Below are 19,252 nucleotides of genomic sequence, written 5' to 3'. Positions count from 1 at the left end.
CCAGGCCAACCACCCCAAACACTCACAGCGGAGCGAGTCGAAACCTCGTGACGAATGGCTGTGTCGGTGTCGGTCGCGCGTCCCAGCCCGGGTGAGCGGTGGTTTCGACTCGCTCCGCTCGCTCAACCAGCGGGGCACCAACGGGCCACCAGCGCGGCCTCCGCCGCCCCTCCCACTCAGTGGGAACTCCGTCGCGTTCCCGAGACACAATTCAATCAAGTGATCAAACTCTTCGTAATGCCGGAGCTCGATTCCCTCCCGCCGGCGAACGAAGGAGACGAACACCATGTGGACCCCGCAGTCGTTGAAGTTCGGTGCCTTTCTGGCGCCGTTCCACCCGCTGAACGCCGACCCGGCGCTGCAGTTGCGCCGTGATATCGATCTGATGGAGCACCTCGATCACCTCGGCTTCGACGAGGCCTGGATGGGCGAGCATCACTCGACCGGGGCGGAGATCGTCCCGTCGCCCGAGGTCTTCATCGCGGCCGCGGCCGAACGCACCGAGCGGATCCGCTTCGGCACCGGCGTGGTGTCGCTGCCGTACCACCATCCGCTGATCACCGCCGACCGCATCACCCAGCTCGACCTGCAGACGCGCGGGCGGGTGATCTTCGGAACCGGCCCGGGGAAGATCCCCCTCGACGCGCACATGATGGGCATCGATCCGAGCGTGCAGCGGCGTCGGCAGGGCGAGGCTCTCGACGCCATTCTGCCGCTGCTGCGCGGCGAGATCGTGAACATGGAGACCGACTGGTTCACGCTGCGCGACGCCCGCGCACAGCTGCCGTCCTATGATCCCGCGGGCATCGAGGTGGTCACCGCCTCGACCATCTCGCCGAACGGATCGGTGCTGGCAGGCACCAACGGGCTGTCGATGCTGTCGCTGGCCGCCAGTTCCCAGATCGGCTTCGAAGCCCTCGACCGGAACTGGGCCATCTACGAGAAGGTGTCCGCAGAGAACGGGTACGTCGCGGATCGGAGCACCTGGCGCGTGGTGAACCCGATGTTCCTCGCCGAGTCCGAAGCCGACGCCGAGCGAGCCGTGAGCCGTCGCATCCAGTCGATGGCGTACTACGCGAACCGGCAGAACGGTCGCTACCCCGAATGGGGCGAGACCCCGAAGGGCGTCATCGACCACTGGCGCAACGAGGGGATCGGCGAGTTCGGTCAGGCCATCATCGGCACCCCGGATCAGGCGATCGCCCAGATCGAGCGGCTGATCGAGAAGACCGGCGGCTTCGGCACCATGCTGATCCTGCACGTCGACATGGCCGACTGGGAGGACACCAAGCGCAGCTTCGAGCTGTTCGCCTCCGAGGTGGTTCCGCACTTCCGTCGGCGCAACATCGGCCGCCAGGAGAGCCTGCAGTTCGCCGAGGACAACCGCGACTACCTGATAGGCGGGCTGGTCGGCGCCATCCAGCAGGCGAGTGCCGACTACTTCGACGGCCGGTCCGGCGCGTCGGACGGCGTGAAGGCCCAGGTGTAGCCGATGCGTGCCGTTCAGTTCCAGGACGACGAGTTCACGCTCGCCGACGTCGCCGAGCTGCCCGCGCTCGGGCCCGGCCAGGTCCGCATCGACGTCTACGCGTGCGGTATCTGCGGCAGCGACCTCACCGCGTCGAAGGCGCCGTGCCGCTTCATGGACGTGATGCGCGAGGCCCGGTATCCGCTCGCCGAGTTCGACGAGAACCGGCCGATCGTCCTCGGCCACGAGTACGCCGGGCTGATCGCCGAGACCGCCGACGACGTCACCGACTTCGCCGTCGGCGACCGCGTCACCGGGCTCGGCATCGTCACCGACACCAGCACCGGGATCCCGAAGATCATCGGCTACTCCAACAGCTATCACGGCGGGTTCGGCGAGCGGATCATCGTCGACGCCGTGTGGGTGCGGCATGTGCCCGACGGGCTGTCGTTGGAGCACGCGGCGCTCGCCGAACCGCTGCACGTCGGCGAACTGCACATGCAGCGGTCGGGTCTCACCGCCGCGGACTCCGCCCTGGTGATCGGCTGCGGAACGATCGGTCTGGGCGCGATCGTCGCCGCCAAGGCGCGCGGTGCGCGCACGGTGATCGCCTCCGAGCCTTCGCCGAAACGGCGTGAGCTGGCGAAGCGGATGGGGGCGGACGTGGTGGTCGACCCGATGGTCGACGATCCGATCGACGTCTGGAACCGGCTCGTCGCGGAGCGCGGTGACGAGGGCGCGTCCGGCGGAACTCTCATCGCGTACGAGTGCAGCGGCAGGCAGGGGATGATCGACTCCCTACTGCGGAACCTGCCGTTCGACTCGAGGATCCAGGTGCTCGCCGCGCCGTTCGCAGACGAGACCATCGTTCCGGTGATCGGCCAACTGCGCCGCATCGCGATCAACTTCGGCCACGGACCCACCGAGCGGGCCTACGAGATCGTCCTCGAACGTCTCGCCGACGGAACCATCGACGCCGACGCGATCATCACCGGCCGTGTCGGCCTCGACGGCGTCGCCGACGCGTTCGCCACCCTCCGCACTCCTGCCGAGCACGTCAAGATCATGGTCCTGCCTCGCGGCATGGTCGACTGAAAGGCGTTCAGATGTCTACTCCTCCACTGCAGAACGGAGCCGTCGCCGAGCGATCCACCGGCTACTGGGTTCGGACCCTGCTCATCCTGCTGTTGCTGACCGAGCAGTCGGCGCTGGGCTTCTCGCTGATCGCCCCCGCACTGCCGAAGGTGGCGGCCGAGTTCCAGACCACCCAGGTGGTGTGGGTGATGACCGCCTTCACCCTCGCCGGCGCGGTGGCGTCGCCGATCATCGGCAAGCTCGCCGACACCTACGGCAAGAAGCGGATGCTGGTGATCACCGCGGCGATCGGTTCGATCGGTGCGCTGATCTCGGCCACCGCGACGGTGTTCCCGCTGATGGTCGTGGGCCGATTCCTGTCCGGTGCGGCGTTCGCCTGCATGGCTCTCGGCTACACGCTGATCCGGGACGTCTTCCCGGAGCGTCTGCGGGCGCTGTCGATCTCGATCGCCAACACCGGCGTCGGCGCGGTCGGTGTCGGTTCGATGCTGGTCGCCGGCGTGCTCATCGATCACCTCGGCGTCCGGTCGGTGTTCTGGTTCGCCTTCGCCTTCTGCGGACTCGGCGCGATTCTGACGGCGCTGCTGGTTCCCGAGACGCCGGTCCGCGCGCACAGCCGGATCGACTGGACGGGTGCGGTCCTGCTGGCGGTGAGCATGTTCATCGTGATGCTCGGCCTGTCGAAAGGTAAGGAATGGGGCCTCGGCGACGCCAAGACCCTCGGTTGCGTCGGCGTGGCGCTGGTCGGTTTCGCGATCTGGGTGTGGTGGGAGCGCCGCACGCCGGAACCGCTGATCCAGCTCGATCTCATCGCCGAGCCGACGCTGCGCTACACCCTGATCGGCGGCGGTCTCGCCTACGGGTCGACGACGCTGCTCGCGACGCTCATGCCGATGCTGCTGCAGGCGCCCGAGTCGACGGGCTACGGGTTCGGGCTCACGGCGACGCAGATGGCCGGATGGCTGCTGCCCGGCCAGCTCGCGATCGTCGCCAGCGGGTTCATCGTCGGCGCGACCGCCGTGTGGCTGGGCTTCCGCAGGCATCTGATCATCGGTGCACTGCTGCTCGCGCTGAGCGCGGTGCTGCTGTCCACGGTGCCGACGGTGCCCGCAGTCGCCATCGCGATCTGGGTCGTGTTCGGTTTCGGCTGCATGATATACGCCGCCGTCCCGAACCTGGCGCTGACGGCTCTTCCCGAGACCCAGCGTGCCGTCGGTGCGAACTTCGTCGGCGTCGCGCAGACCCTCTGCGGAACGCTGATCTCGACCATCGGCTTCACCGTGCTCGCGAACTACGTCGTCGCTGCCGAGGGCTACGGCGTCGTCTACTCGGAGGCGGGTTTCCGCGGGGCGTTCCTGGTGGCGGCCGGATTCGCGTTCGTCGGCGGATTGATCGCGTTCGCGGTCCCGAAGGTGCGCGCCGCCCGATCCGACGACCCCGATTCGCAGACGGCCGATTCCCCGTCCGCGGTCTGACTGCCGCGCGACCGTCTCCCGACTCTAGAAACGAGAACATCGAATGCTGCTTCCCGAACCGAGATTCGTCGACACCGACGGCGCCCGGCTGGCCGTCTACGAGGCGGTGCCCGCCGAGCGAACGAAGGACGTCTGCGTCGTCCTATGCCACGGCTTCCCCGAACTCGCCGCCAGCTGGCACCACCAGCTCCAGCCGATCGCCGACGCCGGTTTCCACGTGCTGGCCCCCGACATGCGAGGCTACGGCCGCTCGACCGGTCCGGCGGATCGGACCGCCTACAGCATCGCGGAGAACACCGCCGACGTCGCGGCGCTGATCCGGGACGCGGGTTACGAGAAGGCAGTCGTCGTCGGACACGACTTCGGCGGAATGATGTCGTGGTGGACGCCGTATCTGCATCCGGACGTCGTCGCCGGAGTGATCACCCTGAACACGCCGTTCGGTTACATCCGCGAAGACCCGCTGGAGAAGTACGAGCGGCTCTACGGTCCGGACAATTACGTCGCCTACTTCCAGACCGATGAGTGCGAGTCGCTGATGGACGCCGACGTCGCCAAGACCGTCCGCTTCTTCTTTCGGCGGGACACCGGGCAGGGGACCAATCTGTCGCGGACCGGTCGGCACGACCCGGAATCGATGTCGTACATCCACTGGCTCAAGGACGACGAGTCCACCTGGCCCGGCGAAGTCGTGATGTCGGAGGAGGAGATGGCGTTCTACACGCAGGCCTACGAGGCCTCCGGCTACGGCGGCGGACTCAGCTGGTACCGCAGCATCGGCAACAACTGGCGCGTCCACAATCGGCTGTTCCCCGACGGAGTGATCCCCCGACTGTCGGTGCCTGCGCTGATGATCGCGGCGCGGCACGACCCGGTGTGCGCACCGCAGCTGACCGACGACCTGCTGCAGTACTTCGAGACCTTCGAACGGAGGATTCTCGACACCGGGCACTGGACGCAGCTCGAGGACCCGGAGGGCACCACGGCGCTCATTCTAGAATGGCTCGATCGCCATTTCTGAGATGTTCCGGACGTCTCTGCCGACGATGGCGCGAGACGACGGGGACACGATGACCGGTGCGACGCCGAACCGACTCGGCGAGGCGACCCGGCGGAAGCTGATCCGGACCGCGGAGAAGCTGTTCGCGGCCGAAGGCGTCGACGCGGTGTCGCTGCGTGCGATCAACACCGCGGCCGGCCAGGGTGCGGCGGCCGTCCACTATCACTTCGGCACCAAGGACGATCTGCTGACCGCGGTGCTGCTCGACATCGGACGCCAGGTGTCGGGTGAGATCACCGAACGCGTGGCGGTGATCGCGGCAGACGCGCGACGTCCGGAGCTGGAGGACGTCGTCCGCGCTCTCGCCGAGCCGTACCTGGCGCTCCTGCAGCGCGAACGGATCCGGGGTATGCGCTGGATCAAGATCGTGGTCCAGGTGTCGTGGGACCGGCGGCCGGCGGTGCGGGCCACCGGTCAGGACGAGGTCGCCGCACTGCTCCGGGAGCAGGTCGCGCGCGCCCTGCCGGGCGTCTCCGAGGACCGGATCGCCCGGCGGTGGCCGATCGCGGTGGCGAGCTTTCTGCAGTCCCTGACCGGGCTCGACGACAGTGTGCCCGGGCGCGGGCGGTTGTCGGACGACGACCTGGACGAGTTCTTCGACGACCTCATCGCCTTCATCTCGGGCGGGGCCGAGCGCATGCTGCGCTGATCACGGCGGCCGGTGCGATGTTCGGTCCCGCTGTCCGGGAACGGCCGGCCTCATCCGCGCCCGCGGCTTCTAGCCTCGGCACACGACCATGCGCCGGTGTACGGCGCACCCGAGAGCACGGAGGACATCTCGATGAGCAACCGACGTTCCGATCTGCACCCCGAGGTGGAGGCGATGCTGGCTACCCTCGACGCCGGTTTCCCCGATGTGGCGGCGTTCCCCGCAGTGGAGGTGCGATCGATGATCGATGCGCGCCGTGCACCGCTCGGCGGTCAGCCCGACATGCGTTCGGTTCAGAACCTGACCATCGACGGGCCGGACGGCGATCCGCTGCCGCTGCGCGTCTTCACCCCGCATGCCGCCGCCGACGGCGCGCTGCCGACGATCGTGTTCGCACACGGCGGCGGGTTCGTGTTCTGCGGTATCGACAGCCACGATGAGTTCACCCGCTCGCTCGCCGAGCACACCGGCAGCGTCGTCGTGTCGGTGGAGTACCGGCTCGCGCCCGAGCATCAGGCGCCCGCCGCGCTCGAGGACATGTACACGGCCGTCCAGTGGGCCACCGAACACGCGGGGGAGTACGGCGGCGACGTCGACCGCGTCGCGGTGGCCGGCGACAGCGCGGGCGGACTGCTGTCCGCGGCGGTCTGCCTGGCCGCACGCGAGCGCGGGGGCCCGAAGATCGCGGCGCAGATCCTGCTGTACCCGGTCATCGACGACGACTTCGACACCGAGTCGTACCGTCTCTACGGCGAGGGGTACTACAACACCACGCGCGCGATGAAGTGGTACTGGGATCAGTACGCGCCGACCGGTCGTGACGACATGCTGGTGGTTCCCGCTCGCGCCGAGTCGCTCGCTGATCTCCCGCCCACCGTGATGATCACCGCCGAGCTCGACCCGCCGGCCGCCTCCGGTGTGCGATACGCCGAGCGGTTGCGTGCCGACGGCGTCGAGGTGCACGAACATCAGCTCGAGGGTCTCTTCCACGGCGTGCTCACCTTCGCGAACTTCCCGCTGACCCCGCAGGCCCGCCAGACGGTGTGGGACCTGATCGGCGAGGTGCTCTGACGGTTCCCAGGTTGGTCGCGCCCACACTGGTCGAGTAAGCCCCCCAGGATGGTCGAGTAAGCCGAGGAACGCAGTGACGAGGCGCATCGAGACCCCGCGAGCTAGCCGGGTCTCGATACGCTCGCTCACTCCGTTCGCGGGCTACTCGACCAGCTTAGGGGGCTACTCGATCAGCCGGGGTGACCAAGGGGCGCGGTCAGCTGACGACGTCGTCGTGCCCGAGGACACAGGCGACATGGCAGAGACGGTCGAGCGTGATGTGCTCGGGCACCTCGGGGTCGAACCAGCGATCCACCAGTCCCCAGTGCACGGGATGTAGCATGTACTGCCCGCTCAGTCCTTCGGGGCCGGTGAAGACCTGCTCCCAGACGTGCGTGAACGCGGTCGGGCCGGACACGGACTCGACTCGGCTCAAACGCCACCACAGCATGCTCGTCAAGTGGCCCGGCATGGTCAGCAGGTCCTGCTCGAATCGGCGAATCAGGTCGGCATCGGCGTCGGGACGGACCCCGAGCAGCAACGTGCGATAGACGTTTCCGGCAGCCGGCGCACCGCGTCGACCGCTCCGGCCGGGCCGATAGCTGACGACCTCGGCGGATGACACGTCCGCATCGGCGAGGGAGGAATCAATATGGGACGCCGGGCCGTGAACGAGGACGTCGCCGCCGTTGATCGCTCCGGGCAGGGTCGTGCCGACGACGACGGGCGCGGAGACGGCGGGTGCGGACCCGGTCGACCTGACTGCGGCGCCGACCGCCGCCGGGTCGGCACCGGGTACGACCGTCAGCAGGCTCGTGGTCAGCAGCTCAGACATCGGCCAGCACCGCCAGATCGTCGGCCGCCGCCGCGGAGACCCGCGACCGCTCGACGACGAGGTGCTCGACGCTCGCCCACCACGCGGCCGGCGCCGGATCGTGCCTGCCGGCCAGTGCTGCGGTCCACCAACCGGACACGCTGTCGACGGCGAGGATCGCGGTCACCGTGTTGGACTCATGATCGAGCCACAGCGGTGGACTCACCACGATGGTCGTCGCAGTGATTCCGCGGTCGGCCGCGGCGGGCAGATACTCGTCGCGGTATCGCCGGACGAACTCCTCGCCGGCTCCGGGCGCGGTGACGACTCTGTCGACCAGATAGACGGGTGTGGACACCAGTGTCGTCCTTTCGAATGAGGTGGGGCGGCGGTCGGCGGCGTCGCCGTCGCGTCGGCTGAGTGTCCAACGTGAACGACGTCCGCGCCGGTCGGCGGACCGATCAACGGGCGAGCAGGTGAGAGCGTCCCGATCAGTGGGACCGGTGACCGGTGAATCTGTGCGGGTTCGCTGGGACGGCGACCACAGTCGGGTTCTAGGATGAGCGAAACCGCGGTGATCGCCGCACAGATTCAGGGGAGTTCAATGACGTACGGACAGCCGTTCCAACCACCGGAGCCGCCGCCCGCGCAGTCTGCATCGCCGGGTGCGGCGCTGCTGGCGCCGACCGCGCCGCCGTCGTCGACGCGCACCATCGTCGGTGCGGTCGCCGCCGTGGCCGCCCTCGTCCTCATCGTGTGCAGCTTCCTCGCCTGGGTGTCGGGGTCGGCGAAGAACGAGCAGAACATCGGGTCGGCGAAGATCGCAGTTGGAGTAGATGTCTCGGTGACCGGTATGGGATCCGACGACGCTTCGCTGTACATCATCGAGGCTCCGGAGATCGCACGGAAGGCGTTGGAGAAGGAGATCGCGACGGAGGAGAACTCGTTCTCTGCTGTCGCCGATCAGAAGCTGGCAAAGCCCGGCATCTGGACGATCATTCTGGGCATCGTCGTCGCAGTGGGTGCGGTTCTCCTGCTGATCGGCCGGTACTCGGGCATCGGCGCGCTCATCACCGGCGTCGGCGGTCTCGCCGCGACGATCGCGGCGATCGTCTTCGTCGCGGACCCGACCGGTGCGGTCGGCATGAAGACGAGCAGCGACATGCCGCCGGGTGCGCATCTGGGGGCCGCGTACGGGCTGTGGCTGGTCCTGATCGGGGCTCTGGTCGCACTGGCCGCCGGTGCCTGCGCGATCTCGCTGACCGTCCGTCCGGGACTCTTCGGCGGTGGCGCCGCCGCGGCGCCCATCGGTGGTCCCGTCCAGCCCCAGCAGTTCGGTCAGCCTCAGCAGTTCGGTCAGCCCGAGCAGTTCGGTCAGCATCCAGGCCAGGGACAGCCGGGCTTCGGGCAGCCGCAGGCTCAGCCCGGTGGTTTCCCGCCGCCGCAGCCGCCGCAGGGCGGTTTCCCGCCTGTGCAGCCGCCGCAGACCCCGCCGCCGGGCCAGACCCCGCCGCCGGGGCAGCCGGGCGGCCCGCCGCAGCAGTAGGGATGACGCCGCGTAGGTGAACGACCGCGGCCACTGGGGCAGCCGGGCCCGTCGGATTGATCCGACGGGCCCGGCTGCTGTCACGAGCAGCGTGGGATTGCTTACATGACACGGCGATCAGGGATCCGGTTAGGGATTCCCACAGGTGAATATGTGAAACTCTCCTCCATGCGCTCTTCCGTCAATCGCCCCGCAGCAATCGCCGCTGTGGTCGTCGCGGTCGTCGTCACTGCGGTCGTCGGATTCGCTCTGTCGACCTCCCGCGGAGCGACCGGGCCGAGTGCGGCGTCGGTGGTCGGAACCGCAGGTAAGACGGCGCCTCCCGCGAATTATGTCGCGATGGGCAGCTCGTTCGCCGCGGGACCGGGTGAGGGCCCGGTCGTCGACCGCCGCTGCCTTCGGACCGGTGACAACTATCCCCATCAGGTCGCGGCCGCGCTCGGTCTGAAGTTGATCGACGTGACCTGTTCGGGTTCGACGGCCGCCGAACTGCTGACCGGTCCCGAGCGCAAGCACTCCAAGGTTCGACCACAGGTCGAGGCCGTCGACCAGAACACCTCGCTGGTGACCATCACGACGGGCGGCAACGACTTGGACTTCGTCGGCCGGATCATCTCGCAGGCGTGCAACAACATGCGCGCGCTCGGACTGTCGCACTGCGGGTCCGGTCGGATGCCCCCGCCGCCGCCCAACCCGACGGACTACGGACGGCTCGAGCAGTCGCTCGTCGACGCGGTCGAGGCGGTGCAGGCGCGGTCGCCCAAGGCACGCGTGATCCTCGTCGACTACACGCCGGTGGTGGCGATCGAGGCTCCGCCGTGCCAGTTGCTTCCGTTGCTGCCGTGGGAGGTCGAACAGGACGCGCAGATCGCTGCTGCGATGTCGGCGGTGAATCAGCGGGTCGCCGACCGCACCGGCGCCCAGCACCTCACGACGGCGTCGGTCGCGGCGCTGCACTCCGCCTGCGCGCCCGAGCCGTGGATCCGCGGGTTCGGCAGCAAGATGGTGTTCCACCCGAACGCCGCGGGCAAGACCGGTATCGCCGACCTGGTCGTCGCGTCGGTGCGCTGAGCGGACCCGGCGTTCTCCGCGGTTTCACCTCGACTCACGCAAACGGCCCTCCCACTCGTCGGAGTGGGAGGGCCGTTTGACGTACGACCTCAGGCGCGGACCGGCTTGGCGTCGTGCGCGGCGTTGCTCTGCTTGACTCCGACCACGACGGCCGAGAGCAGGAGCAGGGCGCTGGTGCCGGTGACGAGGACACCGAGCTGCGTGTTGACGGTCTCGTAGATCGCGAAGCCCAGACCGCAGCCGAGGACGGCGACGAACGACGAGCGGCCCCAGCGCTGGATGCGCCAGTCGATCCGTTCGCGCCCGGTGGTGATCAGGCTGATGGGGCTGCGGCGCAGCACCTCGACGAGGTACACGGTGCCGAGGACGGTGACCACGTAGGTGAGCAGGATGTTCAGCCACAGCGGCGCGTCGAGGTGTGCGCGAGACGTCTCCAGGACGGTCGACAGCACGATGACATGGGCCAGGTAGATGCCGAATGAACGGTCGGCGGCGGTCCGCATGAAGTTATCGGCGACCGACCCCGAGCGGCGCCGGTCCTGCCAGACGGTGCCCAGGATGTACAGGATGACGATGATCGCCACGAACGCGAACGAGTTGTGCACCATGAAGACGTTGGTCGCGCGGAACATCTCCTCGCCGTGATCGACGTTGTAGACGAAGTACACGAGCGTCACGATGATCGTCACCAGCGCGAGCAGGACCAGCGGTCGCCGGAACCTGCGCATGAAGGCACCGAAGGCCTCGTAGTGATAGGCGGCGAGACAGCCGGCGAGGATGAAGAACTGGTACGGGAACAGCGTGACGCCGAGGTACCGCCAGATCAGACCCGGGACACCGCTCTCGAAGAACGACAGCGGCGGTCGCACCATGTGGAACAGCAGCCAGATGTGGAACGTCAGGCTGGCGGCGAGCAGATACCGGTGATAACCCCACGTGCGCTTGAGGACCCACAGCACGGCCGGGAACACCAGATAGATCTGCATGCTCACGGACAGGAAGTACAGGTGGTATGCGGCGTTGCCGGTGATCAGGTCGTAGACAAGGCTCTTGAGAGCGAGGCGTTCGGTGGTGCCGTCGGTGAAGATGTCCCGAATCGCCTCCCAGCCGCCCTGCTGGTAGTGGCGATTGGTCCAGTAGAACAGCGACCACATCAGGAACGGGAGGCCGATCAGCTTGTAGCGGCGACGCCAGAAGGTGGGAGCGTGCAGATCGCGATTGCGGTACTGGTACGTGAGGACGAAGCCGGTGAGCGCGAAGAAGCAGTAGCGCGTGTAGCGGAGCAGCAGTCCGACGCCCTGCGCCGCCATCGCCGCGGCTGGCGCCAGTCCGAGGATGACGTGGTCGAGGATGACGCCGCCGAAGGTGAAGAGGCGGACGAAGTCGATCTGGTAGAGATGCCCGTCCTTTTTCTTCTTCTCGACTACCGGTCCGTCCGAGTCCGCGGTGGTCGCGGCCGTCGATGCGGTGTCCGCGGGAGGTGTCTCGACGTCCGCGGGTGTCGCGGCCTCGCCGGATCCGCTGGGGAGACGCTCGGGCGCGTCGTCGTCGATCTTCGGTTGGGCGTTTACCACCTGGCTACCCCGTCGTAGTCGTTCATTCTTCTGCACTAAGTCATCTGTACTAGTGCCGTCGCTGTGGCGAGGGTACTAGGCGAGCCTGGGTAAACACACATCTGAAGCTCGGCGAATGCCGGTTTAGTGATGTTCGTCGGCCTGGCCTGTGGTATTTGCAACGTTCCGATTTCGACGCCGCGCCGGGTTTCGGGATCGCTCACCTGCGGGTTAGGATGTGACGCAAGTGATTAGTGGGGCAAAAGGGGTTCGAGGTGCGACGTTTCAGTTCACGTGCGACGGTGGTCGCCGGTGTCTGCGCCCTTCTCCTGGCGGGATCCGGCGTGGCGGGCACAGCGGGCGCAGATCCGGAGACGGCCGCCCCGAAGGGGCCGTCGACTGCGCAGCTTCCCGCGCGTGTCGTCGCACTGACCAGCGTCGGACCGCAGGAGTCCTTGCTTGAGGTGTACTCGGGCGCGATGGGACGCACCATCGCGCTCAACGTGCTTCGCCCCACCACCGACGACGATCGGCCGGCGCCGGTGCTCTACCTCCTCAACGGCGCGGGCGGCGGTGAGGACAGTGCCACGTGGCGGGTCAAGACCGACTACGAGAAGTTCTTCGCGGACAAGCGCGTCAATGTGGTGACACCGGTGGGCGGTGCCTTCTCGTATTACACGGACTGGCAGCGCGACGATCCGGTGCTCGGGCGGAACAAGTGGCAGACCTTCCTCACCGAGGAGCTGCCGCCGCTCGTCGACAAGGCGCTGAACACCAGCGGGGCGAATGCGATCGCCGGCATCTCGATGTCGGGGACCTCGGTGTTCAACCTGGCCATCGCGGCGCCGAAGCTCTACCGGTCGGTCGCGGCGTACAGTGGCTGCGCCCGAACCAGTGACCCGCTCGGGCAGGCGTACATCCGGACCGTCATCGGCGACCGGGGCCGCGGCGACATCACCAACATGTGGGGTCCGCTCGACGGTCCGGGATGGCGTGCGAACGATCCGTTCCTGCACGCGTCGGCTCTCAAGGGCGTCAAGGTGTACATGACGTCGGGCTCCGGGCTCCCGGGCCGCTACGACACGCTCGACGCGCGGCTGATCAACGGCGATCCCGCCGTCCTGCTCGACCAGGTCGTGATGGGCGGCGTCATCGAGGCGGCGGTGCGCAGTTGCACCACTCAGATGGAGCAGGCCCTCAAGGCCGCGAACGTCGACACCGAGGTCATCTCGCGGCCCCTGGGCACGCACTCCTGGGAGTACTGGCAGCAGGATCTGCACACCACATGGCCGATGATCGCCAAGGACCTCGGCGCCTCCTGACCGGCACGTTCCATTCATCGGGAACCGGGTCGGGGACAGGCCCCGCTCAGGCATAGATTCGGGCCGTGAATACAGCAACGGGACGAATGGACGGGAAGGTCGCACTGGTCACCGGGGCCGCCAGCGGCATGGGGCGGGCGCACTGCGTGACCCTGGCCGAGGCGGGCGCTGACATCATCGCGTTCGACCTGGAGTCGGCTGCCGACGGACTGGCGGAGACCGCGGCGCTGGTGTCCGCGAGCGGTGTTCGTTGCGTGACGCGCACGGCCGATGTGACCTCGGTGGACGGCATGGCAGCGGCCACCGACTCGGCGGTCGCGGAGATCGGACGTCTCGACACCGTCGTCGCCAACGCCGGGATCTATCCGGCGGCGGGATTCTCGTGGGAACTGACCGATGAGGAGTGGCAGCGTCCGCTCGACATCAACGTCACCGGCACGTGGGCGACCGTCAGGGCGGCGCTGAGCCACCTGCATTCGGGGGCGTCGATCATTCTGACCAGCTCCACCAACGGGCTCAGGGGCGGGGCCCGCACGTCGCACTACACCGCGGGCAAGCACGCCGTGGTCGGGCTCGCGCGCACGCTGGCGAACGAGGTCGGGCCGGCGGGCATCCGAGTGAATACCGTGCATCCCGGCTCGGTGGCGACGCCGATGGTCCTCAACGAGCAGGTCTACAAGAAGCTGCGGCCGGATCTGGAGAACCCGACGCGCGAGGACGCCGCACAGGTGCTGGCGAGCCGGAATCTGCTGCCGGTGCCGCTGGTGGAACCGGAGGACGTCGCCAACGCCGTGCTGTTCCTCGCCTCCGACATGTCGCGCTACGTGACCGGAACCCAAGTCGTGGTCGACGCCGGCCTCGTTCAGAAAGTGTGAATTCGATGTCTGACAACACAACGCGTCCGGGCCGCCTGTCCGGCAAGGTCGCCTTCATCACCGGTGCCGCACGCGGCATCGGCCGGGCCCAGGCCGTCCGCTTCGCCGAGGAGGGTGCCGACGTCATCGCGGTCGACCTGTGCGGTCCGGTCGACACCGTCCTGATCCCGCACGCGACGACGGCCGACCTCGACGAGACGGCCGAGGCCGTGCGCGCGGCGGGCGGTCGCTTCTCCGGGCACGTCGCCGACGTGCGCGACGGCGACGCGCTCCGCGCAGCAGTGGCCGCCGGCGTCGAGGAGTTCGGCGGACTCGACGTGGTCTGCGCGACCGCGGGCATCACCTCGCGCGGGCTCACCGCAGAACTGTCGGAAGAGGCATGGAAGACCATGCTCGACGTCAATCTGACGGGCGTGTGGCAGACCGCGAAGGCAGCCGTTCCGCATCTGATCGACCGCGGCGCGGGTTCGATCGTCATGGTCAGTTCCATCGCCGGTCTGCGCGGACTCTACGGGGTGCCGCACTATGTCGCGGCCAAGCACGGCGTCGTCGGCCTGATGCGCAGCCTCGCCCAGGAGATGGCGCCGTACGGCATCCGCGTCAACACGGTGCACCCGACGAACGTCGACACGCCGATGATCCAGAACGACGTCGTGCGCGGCGGTTTCCGCCCCGACCTGGAGACCGTGACCCTGGAGCAGTTCGCCGAATCGGCGAAGACGATGAACATGCTCGACATCCCGTGGGTGGATCCGGTCGACGTCGCGAACGCTTCGCTGTTCCTGGCCTCCGACGAGGCTCGTTACATCACCGCAGTCACCCTCCCGGTGGACGCGGGGTCGACGCAGCGTTGAGCTGAGTTCCGAGTCGTTCCGAACAAGAGACGACGCCGGGCCGATGGCCCGGCGTCGTCTGCGGTCTGGTCGGCCCGACGAGGTCAGCTCCGAGCCGGGGCGTGCCGGGAGGCGAAGGCGTGAATGCTCGCGACCACGTGGCCGAGTTCCTCGTCGCTCATCCCATGGCTCATTCCCAACGACATCCCGCGCTCGAACACCTCGTCGGCGAAGGGCAGTCCGCCGGCGGGCACCCGGTACTCGACGTCGCGCATCATCGGGTGCCGGGTCACATTGCCACTCCACACCGTGCGCGTGTCGATGCCCTCGGCTTCGAGAGATTCCTGGAGGTCCGACCGCGTGAACCCGGCGTCGGAACGCACGGTGACCGGATAGCAGAGCCATGCGGTGTGGAAGTCGGGGAGTTGGCGGGGCAGTCGGAACAGATCCGGATAGGCGCCGAAGGCTGCGGAGAAGGCCTCGAAGATCTGGTGCCGCCGCCGGTAGTTCTGTTCCAGCTTGCTCAGCTGGACCAGACCGAACGCCGCACCGAGTTCGGATGGTTCGAAGTTCCACGGCAGGACGTCGAAGATGAAGTCGTTGTCGTAGGCGACGCCGTCGAGTTCCTCGCGGAACACACGACCCTCGCCGGCGGAGCCGAACAGGTGCGGTTCCGACCGCCTGCCCCAGCGCCGGAGCATCAGCCCCTTGTCGCGCAGGAGTTCGTCGTCGAGGCACACCATGCCGCCGTTGCCCGCGCAGGTGATGATGTGCGCCATCGCGAAGCTGGTGACGGTGATGTCCGATCGCGATCCGGTCTTGGTTCCGCGCAAGGTGGTCCCGATGCAGTCGCAGGAGTCTTCGATGACTTTCAGACCGTGGCGGTCGGCGATCGTGCGGATCGCATCCCAGTCGGGCGCGTTCCCGGCGAGGTTCGGCACCAGGATCGCCCCGGTCTTCTCGGTGATCAGCTCCTCGATCTTGCCTACGTCGACGTTGTAGGTGTCCGGCTCGACGTCGACGAACACCGGTACCCAGCCGCCCCGGACGATCGGGGAGACGTCGGTCGAGAAGGTCAGCGGCGAGGTGATCACCTCCGAGCCCTTGGGGAGGCCGAGCAGTTCGAGCGCCAGATAGAGTGCGGACGAACCGGAGTTGCACATCAGGCCCAGCTTCTTTCCGTACAACTCGGCTACTCGGCGTTCCATCTCCGCGACGTTCTCGCCGATCTTCATCGCGTACGGTCCGCCGCGCAGGACCTTCAGGCAGGCCTCGATCTCGCGTTCGTCGTGGACGCTGCGTGCATAGATGACTCGGGTCATCGTCTTCTCCTCGGGTAGTGGGGAATCGGGCTTCGCGTATCGGGTCTCAGCGGATGGTCGAACCGGCGTCGACAGGTAGTTGCACGCCGGTGACGTAGCGCGCGTCGTCGGAGGCGAGGTACAGGAGGGCGTTGGTGACGTCGGCCGGGTCGATTCGATCCACCGGCAGGCTGTTCATGAAGATCGGACCCAGATCGGGTCTGCTCGCCAGCAGGGCTGGAAGCACCTTCGAATGACCCTGCGGCGTGTCGACACCGGTCGGGTTGATCATGTTCACCCGGATGCTGCGGTCGGCGAGTTCAAGTGCCAACGACCGGCAGAGCCCGGTCAGCGCGTGCTTGGCCGCCACGTACGGCGTGTAGAACGGCAGGCCGACGGTGCTGCCGGTGGAGCCGATGATCACGATGTTGCCGCGGGTGTCGGTGAGGTGGCCGATGGCGGCACTGCAGGTGTTCCACACACCGGTCAGATTGACGTCGATGGTCGTCTGCCAGACCTCGTCGGTCACCCGGTCGTGCGGCTGGACGGTGCAGATCGAGGCGTTGGCCACCGCGACGTCGAGTCTGCCGAGGCGCTCGACGCCCGCATCGACTGCGCGGGTGAGCTCGGTCCGATCACGGACGTCGACCTGGGCGGTGTGGACGCGACGGCCGAGCGCCTCGACGCGACGGGCCGTCTCGGCGAGCCCATCCGGTGTGCCCATGGGGTACGGGACGATGTCGAGCTGCCGACAGATGTCGACCGCGATGACGTCGGCCCCCGCCTCGGCCATGGCGATGGCATGGCCCTGGCCCTGGCTCTGAGCCGCGCCGGTGACCAGCACGACCTTTCCCTGCATTCTCAATCCGCGCTCCTTCTTCTCACGTCGATCTCGTCGGTGTCGGTCGGTTCGTGTCGGGGTCCGCTGCCAGGTGGACCGCACAGCACCGGAATCGGGAAGCGAGACGGTGCACCGTCGCCCGGTCGAGCAGCTCGATCGTCGGTCCGGCGGGAGTGCGGTGATAGGCGGTACCCGCCGCTGAACCGTCCTCGTGCAGGCCCTGCACCCAGAGCGGGAGGCCGCGCTCGGTGAGGAGGGCGGACGCCGAGGGCAGATCGTCGACCTCGTAGCCCAGATGGTGGATTCCGGGTGCGGGCGACCAGACTTCAGAGCCTGGAACCGAGCGCAGGAGTTCGATGTGCGGACCGATGGTCGACGACAGCCCCAGGCGTTGAGTCGTGAGGTGTACTTCGCCGTGTATCCGGCACCGGTACGACGACTCGTCGCCGACCGTGAAGTCCACCCCGAGTGCGGCCGAGAGCTGCTGTGCGGCCGCGTCGATGTCGTCGACGACCATGCCGACGTGGTGGAGGCGCCCGATGTCCAATACCCCGGCAACGGCGTGCCCCGACCCGGCGCGAGGTGAGTGGCAGGCTTCGTCGATCACGGTTTGAATGATCGTTCAAATTGATGATGAGCACAAGGATGTTCCGCAATAATTCCATTCAGCGGGACAGTTGAATGATCATTCAAATTGCAGCAATGGAGGATCGCCGGGGGCGCACCGCTAGCTCGACGAGTGGGGTTATGCCGGTTTCGTCCCCATACCATCCAGGAAGAGTGAGACGCATAATTCGGACAACTCGGCGACGGAGAACTCGTCGTCGGGGCGGCGCCAGTAGACGCTGAACCACACCGCATCGCGCAGGAAGCGATGGAAGATCTTGGTGGGGACGTCGGTGCGGAGGATCCCCGCGTCCTTGCCGGACTCGATGGCGTCGAGCCATATCTGCTGGATGATGGTCGTCAACTCGCCGGCCCGGGCGTAGTCCCGTCGAGTCCTCAGTTCGGGGAATTCGGCGTGATACACCTTCGTCGCGTCGGGACGGCTCGCTCCCGTCCGCAGCGAGACCTCGACGATCGCCCGCAGCCGATCCCGCGGCTCCCGGTCGTCGAGCCCGGCGGCACGGTAGTCGGCGAGGAGGTCGGTGAGGTAACCGGTGATCAGCGTGCCCGCGATATCGCCCTTGGACGGGAAGTAGTGGTACAGCGCTCCGGGGTTCAGCCCGACGCCGTCGGCGATTTCGCGCACGGACGTCGCCTCGATGCCCTTCCTCGCGAACAGTCGAGCCGCGACTGCGAGAATCTCCGCTCGGCGGGCGTCGGCTGCCGACTCGGAGCGCGGTCGCGGAGGCGTCATCTGGTCGACTCTAGCGGGAGGAAGGCGACGTCTCGCGACGTCGTCACACTCCGGCGGGCACGATGTTCGGATTCGACCACGCGGGCGGCTCCAGCGGCGGCAGTTCGCCGGTGCCGTCGAGCGTCCGGACCGTGGTTCCCGTGCTCCACGGGTAGTGGAGGCTGAAGGCGACCAGCCCGGTGCGTTCGGCTGCCGGCACCACGCACATCTCGCGGACGGTCTGGGCGAGGTACTCCACGGGCTCGCACTCGTAGCCGTCCGGCAGCAGCGCCGCCGCTCCAGGCGTTCGGACCGCGGTCGACGGGCCGACGACGTTGACCGCGATGTCGTCGGCCAACAGCTCGGCGGCGAGGCCCTGGCTGAACCGATGCAGAGCGGCCTTCGCGGACGCGTAGATCACGTCCCCGGAGTCCTTGTTGTAGTCGCGGAACGGCCGGATCGGCGGAAGCCCGGTAGACGAGCCGACGTTGACGATCCAGCCCGCGCCCGCCGCCCGCATGTGCGGGATGGCGGCCTGCGACAGGGCGAACGGAACGCGGAGATAGTGGTCCACGGTCCGGTCGAATGCCGCCATCGACATGGTGTCGATGGTCGAGTAGTCCGCGAAGCCTGCGTTGTTCACGAGGATGTCGAGGCGACCGGTTCGTTGCACCGTCTCCCGAATCAGCGCATCGCGTTGGTCGGGATCGGTGAGATCGGCGGGCAGGGCGATGGCGGTACCGCCCGCGGCTTCGATCAGTGCGACCGTTTCGGCGACGGTCCCGGGGATCGTCTCGGTTCTGCCACCGCGGGTCGACTCGGATGCGGCATGGGAACGTGCGGTCACGACCACCGTCGCGCCGTCTGCAGCGAGTCGTTGCGCGATCGCCCGTCCGATGCCTCGGCTGCTTCCTGTGACGAGGGCGGTCTTGCCCTGAAGTGTTTGCATGGTTGCTCCGT

At 67.7% G+C, this 19,252-nt stretch carries 19 protein-coding genes; 11 read left to right on the top strand and 8 right to left on the bottom strand.

Going from position 1 to position 19,252, the window contains the following annotated elements:
• Positions 1-286: 286 nt before the first annotated feature.
• From SCNU_RS18880 to SCNU_RS18855, 6 genes are all read left to right on the top strand, one after another.
• Complete coding sequence (locus SCNU_RS18880) at positions 287-1,489, top strand: LLM class flavin-dependent oxidoreductase (RefSeq protein WP_009681020.1); 1,203 nt, start codon at positions 287-289, stop codon at positions 1,487-1,489.
• Between the two features lie 3 nt (positions 1,490-1,492).
• On the top strand, positions 1,493-2,563 hold the full coding sequence (locus tag SCNU_RS18875) for an alcohol dehydrogenase catalytic domain-containing protein (protein ID WP_009681019.1): 1,071 nt from the start codon (positions 1,493-1,495) through the stop codon (positions 2,561-2,563).
• Positions 2,564-2,574: 11 nt separating this feature from the next.
• Positions 2,575-4,038 (top strand): MFS transporter, encoded by a 1,464-nt coding sequence (locus SCNU_RS18870; protein ID WP_009681018.1) that lies wholly within the window; start codon positions 2,575-2,577, stop codon positions 4,036-4,038.
• A gap of 43 nt (positions 4,039-4,081) precedes the next feature.
• On the top strand, positions 4,082-5,059 hold the full coding sequence (locus SCNU_RS18865; protein ID WP_009681017.1) for an alpha/beta fold hydrolase: 978 nt from the start codon (positions 4,082-4,084) through the stop codon (positions 5,057-5,059).
• Between the two features lies 1 nt (position 5,060).
• Complete coding sequence (locus tag SCNU_RS18860; RefSeq protein WP_009681016.1) at positions 5,061-5,747, top strand: TetR/AcrR family transcriptional regulator; 687 nt, start codon at positions 5,061-5,063, stop codon at positions 5,745-5,747.
• Positions 5,748-5,879: 132 nt separating this feature from the next.
• Positions 5,880-6,818, top strand: a complete 939-nt coding sequence (locus tag SCNU_RS18855; RefSeq protein WP_040518917.1) for an alpha/beta hydrolase — start codon at positions 5,880-5,882, stop codon at positions 6,816-6,818.
• 196 nt (positions 6,819-7,014) lie between these two features.
• On the opposite strand, the gene SCNU_RS18850 is transcribed toward SCNU_RS18855, so the two are convergent.
• A complete protein-coding gene (locus tag SCNU_RS18850) occupies positions 7,015-7,632 on the bottom strand; it encodes a Dabb family protein (protein ID WP_009681014.1) in 618 nt (205 codons plus the stop codon).
• Positions 7,625-7,969: a hypothetical protein gene (locus tag SCNU_RS18845; protein ID WP_009681013.1), complete on the bottom strand. Its 345-nt coding sequence runs from the start codon at positions 7,967-7,969 to the stop codon at positions 7,625-7,627. Before SCNU_RS18845 ends, SCNU_RS18850 begins: the two co-directional genes overlap by 8 nt.
• 246 nt (positions 7,970-8,215) lie before the next feature.
• Here SCNU_RS18845 and SCNU_RS18840 point away from each other — a divergent pair, with 246 nt between their 5' ends.
• Entirely contained in the window at positions 8,216-9,157 is a 942-nt protein-coding gene (locus SCNU_RS18840; RefSeq protein WP_009681012.1) for a hypothetical protein, read from the top strand.
• Positions 9,158-9,325: 168 nt separating this feature from the next.
• Complete coding sequence (locus SCNU_RS18835; protein WP_040518911.1) at positions 9,326-10,228, top strand: SGNH/GDSL hydrolase family protein; 903 nt, start codon at positions 9,326-9,328, stop codon at positions 10,226-10,228.
• Positions 10,229-10,317: 89 nt separating this feature from the next.
• Here the strand turns inward: SCNU_RS18835 and SCNU_RS18830 are convergent, their stop codons facing one another.
• Positions 10,318-11,802: an acyltransferase gene (locus tag SCNU_RS18830; RefSeq protein WP_009681010.1), complete on the bottom strand. Its 1,485-nt coding sequence runs from the start codon at positions 11,800-11,802 to the stop codon at positions 10,318-10,320.
• A gap of 281 nt (positions 11,803-12,083) precedes the next feature.
• Here SCNU_RS18830 and SCNU_RS18825 point away from each other — a divergent pair, with 281 nt between their 5' ends.
• The 3 genes from SCNU_RS18825 (at position 12,084) to SCNU_RS18815 (ending at position 14,832) form a co-directional block, all read left to right on the top strand.
• Complete coding sequence (locus SCNU_RS18825) at positions 12,084-13,103, top strand: alpha/beta hydrolase (protein ID WP_009681009.1); 1,020 nt, start codon at positions 12,084-12,086, stop codon at positions 13,101-13,103.
• 86 nt (positions 13,104-13,189) lie between these two features.
• The gene (locus SCNU_RS18820) at positions 13,190-13,978 is read left to right on the top strand and encodes a mycofactocin-coupled SDR family oxidoreductase (protein WP_009681008.1); all 789 of its coding nucleotides are present in this window, start codon (positions 13,190-13,192) and stop codon (positions 13,976-13,978) included.
• 5 nt (positions 13,979-13,983) lie between these two features.
• On the top strand, positions 13,984-14,832 hold the full coding sequence (locus SCNU_RS18815; protein WP_040518914.1) for a mycofactocin-coupled SDR family oxidoreductase: 849 nt from the start codon (positions 13,984-13,986) through the stop codon (positions 14,830-14,832).
• 83 nt (positions 14,833-14,915) lie between these two features.
• On the opposite strand, the gene SCNU_RS18810 is transcribed toward SCNU_RS18815, so the two are convergent.
• From SCNU_RS18810 to SCNU_RS18790, 5 genes are all read right to left on the bottom strand, one after another.
• Positions 14,916-16,133: a DegT/DnrJ/EryC1/StrS family aminotransferase gene (locus tag SCNU_RS18810; protein WP_009681006.1), complete on the bottom strand. Its 1,218-nt coding sequence runs from the start codon at positions 16,131-16,133 to the stop codon at positions 14,916-14,918.
• A 46-nt stretch (positions 16,134-16,179) separates the two neighbouring features.
• Positions 16,180-16,971, bottom strand: a complete 792-nt coding sequence (locus tag SCNU_RS18805; RefSeq protein WP_009681005.1) for a mycofactocin-coupled SDR family oxidoreductase — start codon at positions 16,969-16,971, stop codon at positions 16,180-16,182.
• A 22-nt stretch (positions 16,972-16,993) separates the two neighbouring features.
• Positions 16,994-17,560: a VOC family protein gene (locus SCNU_RS18800; RefSeq protein ID WP_238526492.1), complete on the bottom strand. Its 567-nt coding sequence runs from the start codon at positions 17,558-17,560 to the stop codon at positions 16,994-16,996.
• A 138-nt stretch (positions 17,561-17,698) separates the two neighbouring features.
• On the bottom strand, positions 17,699-18,313 hold the full coding sequence (locus tag SCNU_RS18795) for a TetR/AcrR family transcriptional regulator (RefSeq protein WP_009681003.1): 615 nt from the start codon (positions 18,311-18,313) through the stop codon (positions 17,699-17,701).
• Between the two features lie 43 nt (positions 18,314-18,356).
• Positions 18,357-19,241 carry an SDR family NAD(P)-dependent oxidoreductase gene (locus tag SCNU_RS18790; RefSeq protein WP_009681002.1) on the bottom strand — a complete coding sequence of 295 codons (885 nt, stop codon included), beginning with the start codon at positions 19,239-19,241 and terminating at the stop codon, positions 18,357-18,359.
• Between the last annotated feature and the right edge of the window lie 11 nt (positions 19,242-19,252).

Origin of the sequence: Gordonia neofelifaecis NRRL B-59395 (assembly GCF_000192435.1) — a bacterium.
In the GTDB taxonomy this organism is placed as follows: Bacteria; Actinomycetota; Actinomycetes; order Mycobacteriales; family Mycobacteriaceae; genus Gordonia; species Gordonia neofelifaecis.
The sequence above is the reverse complement of the archived record's forward strand: the minus strand, read 5'-3'. Positions and strand labels throughout refer to the sequence as shown.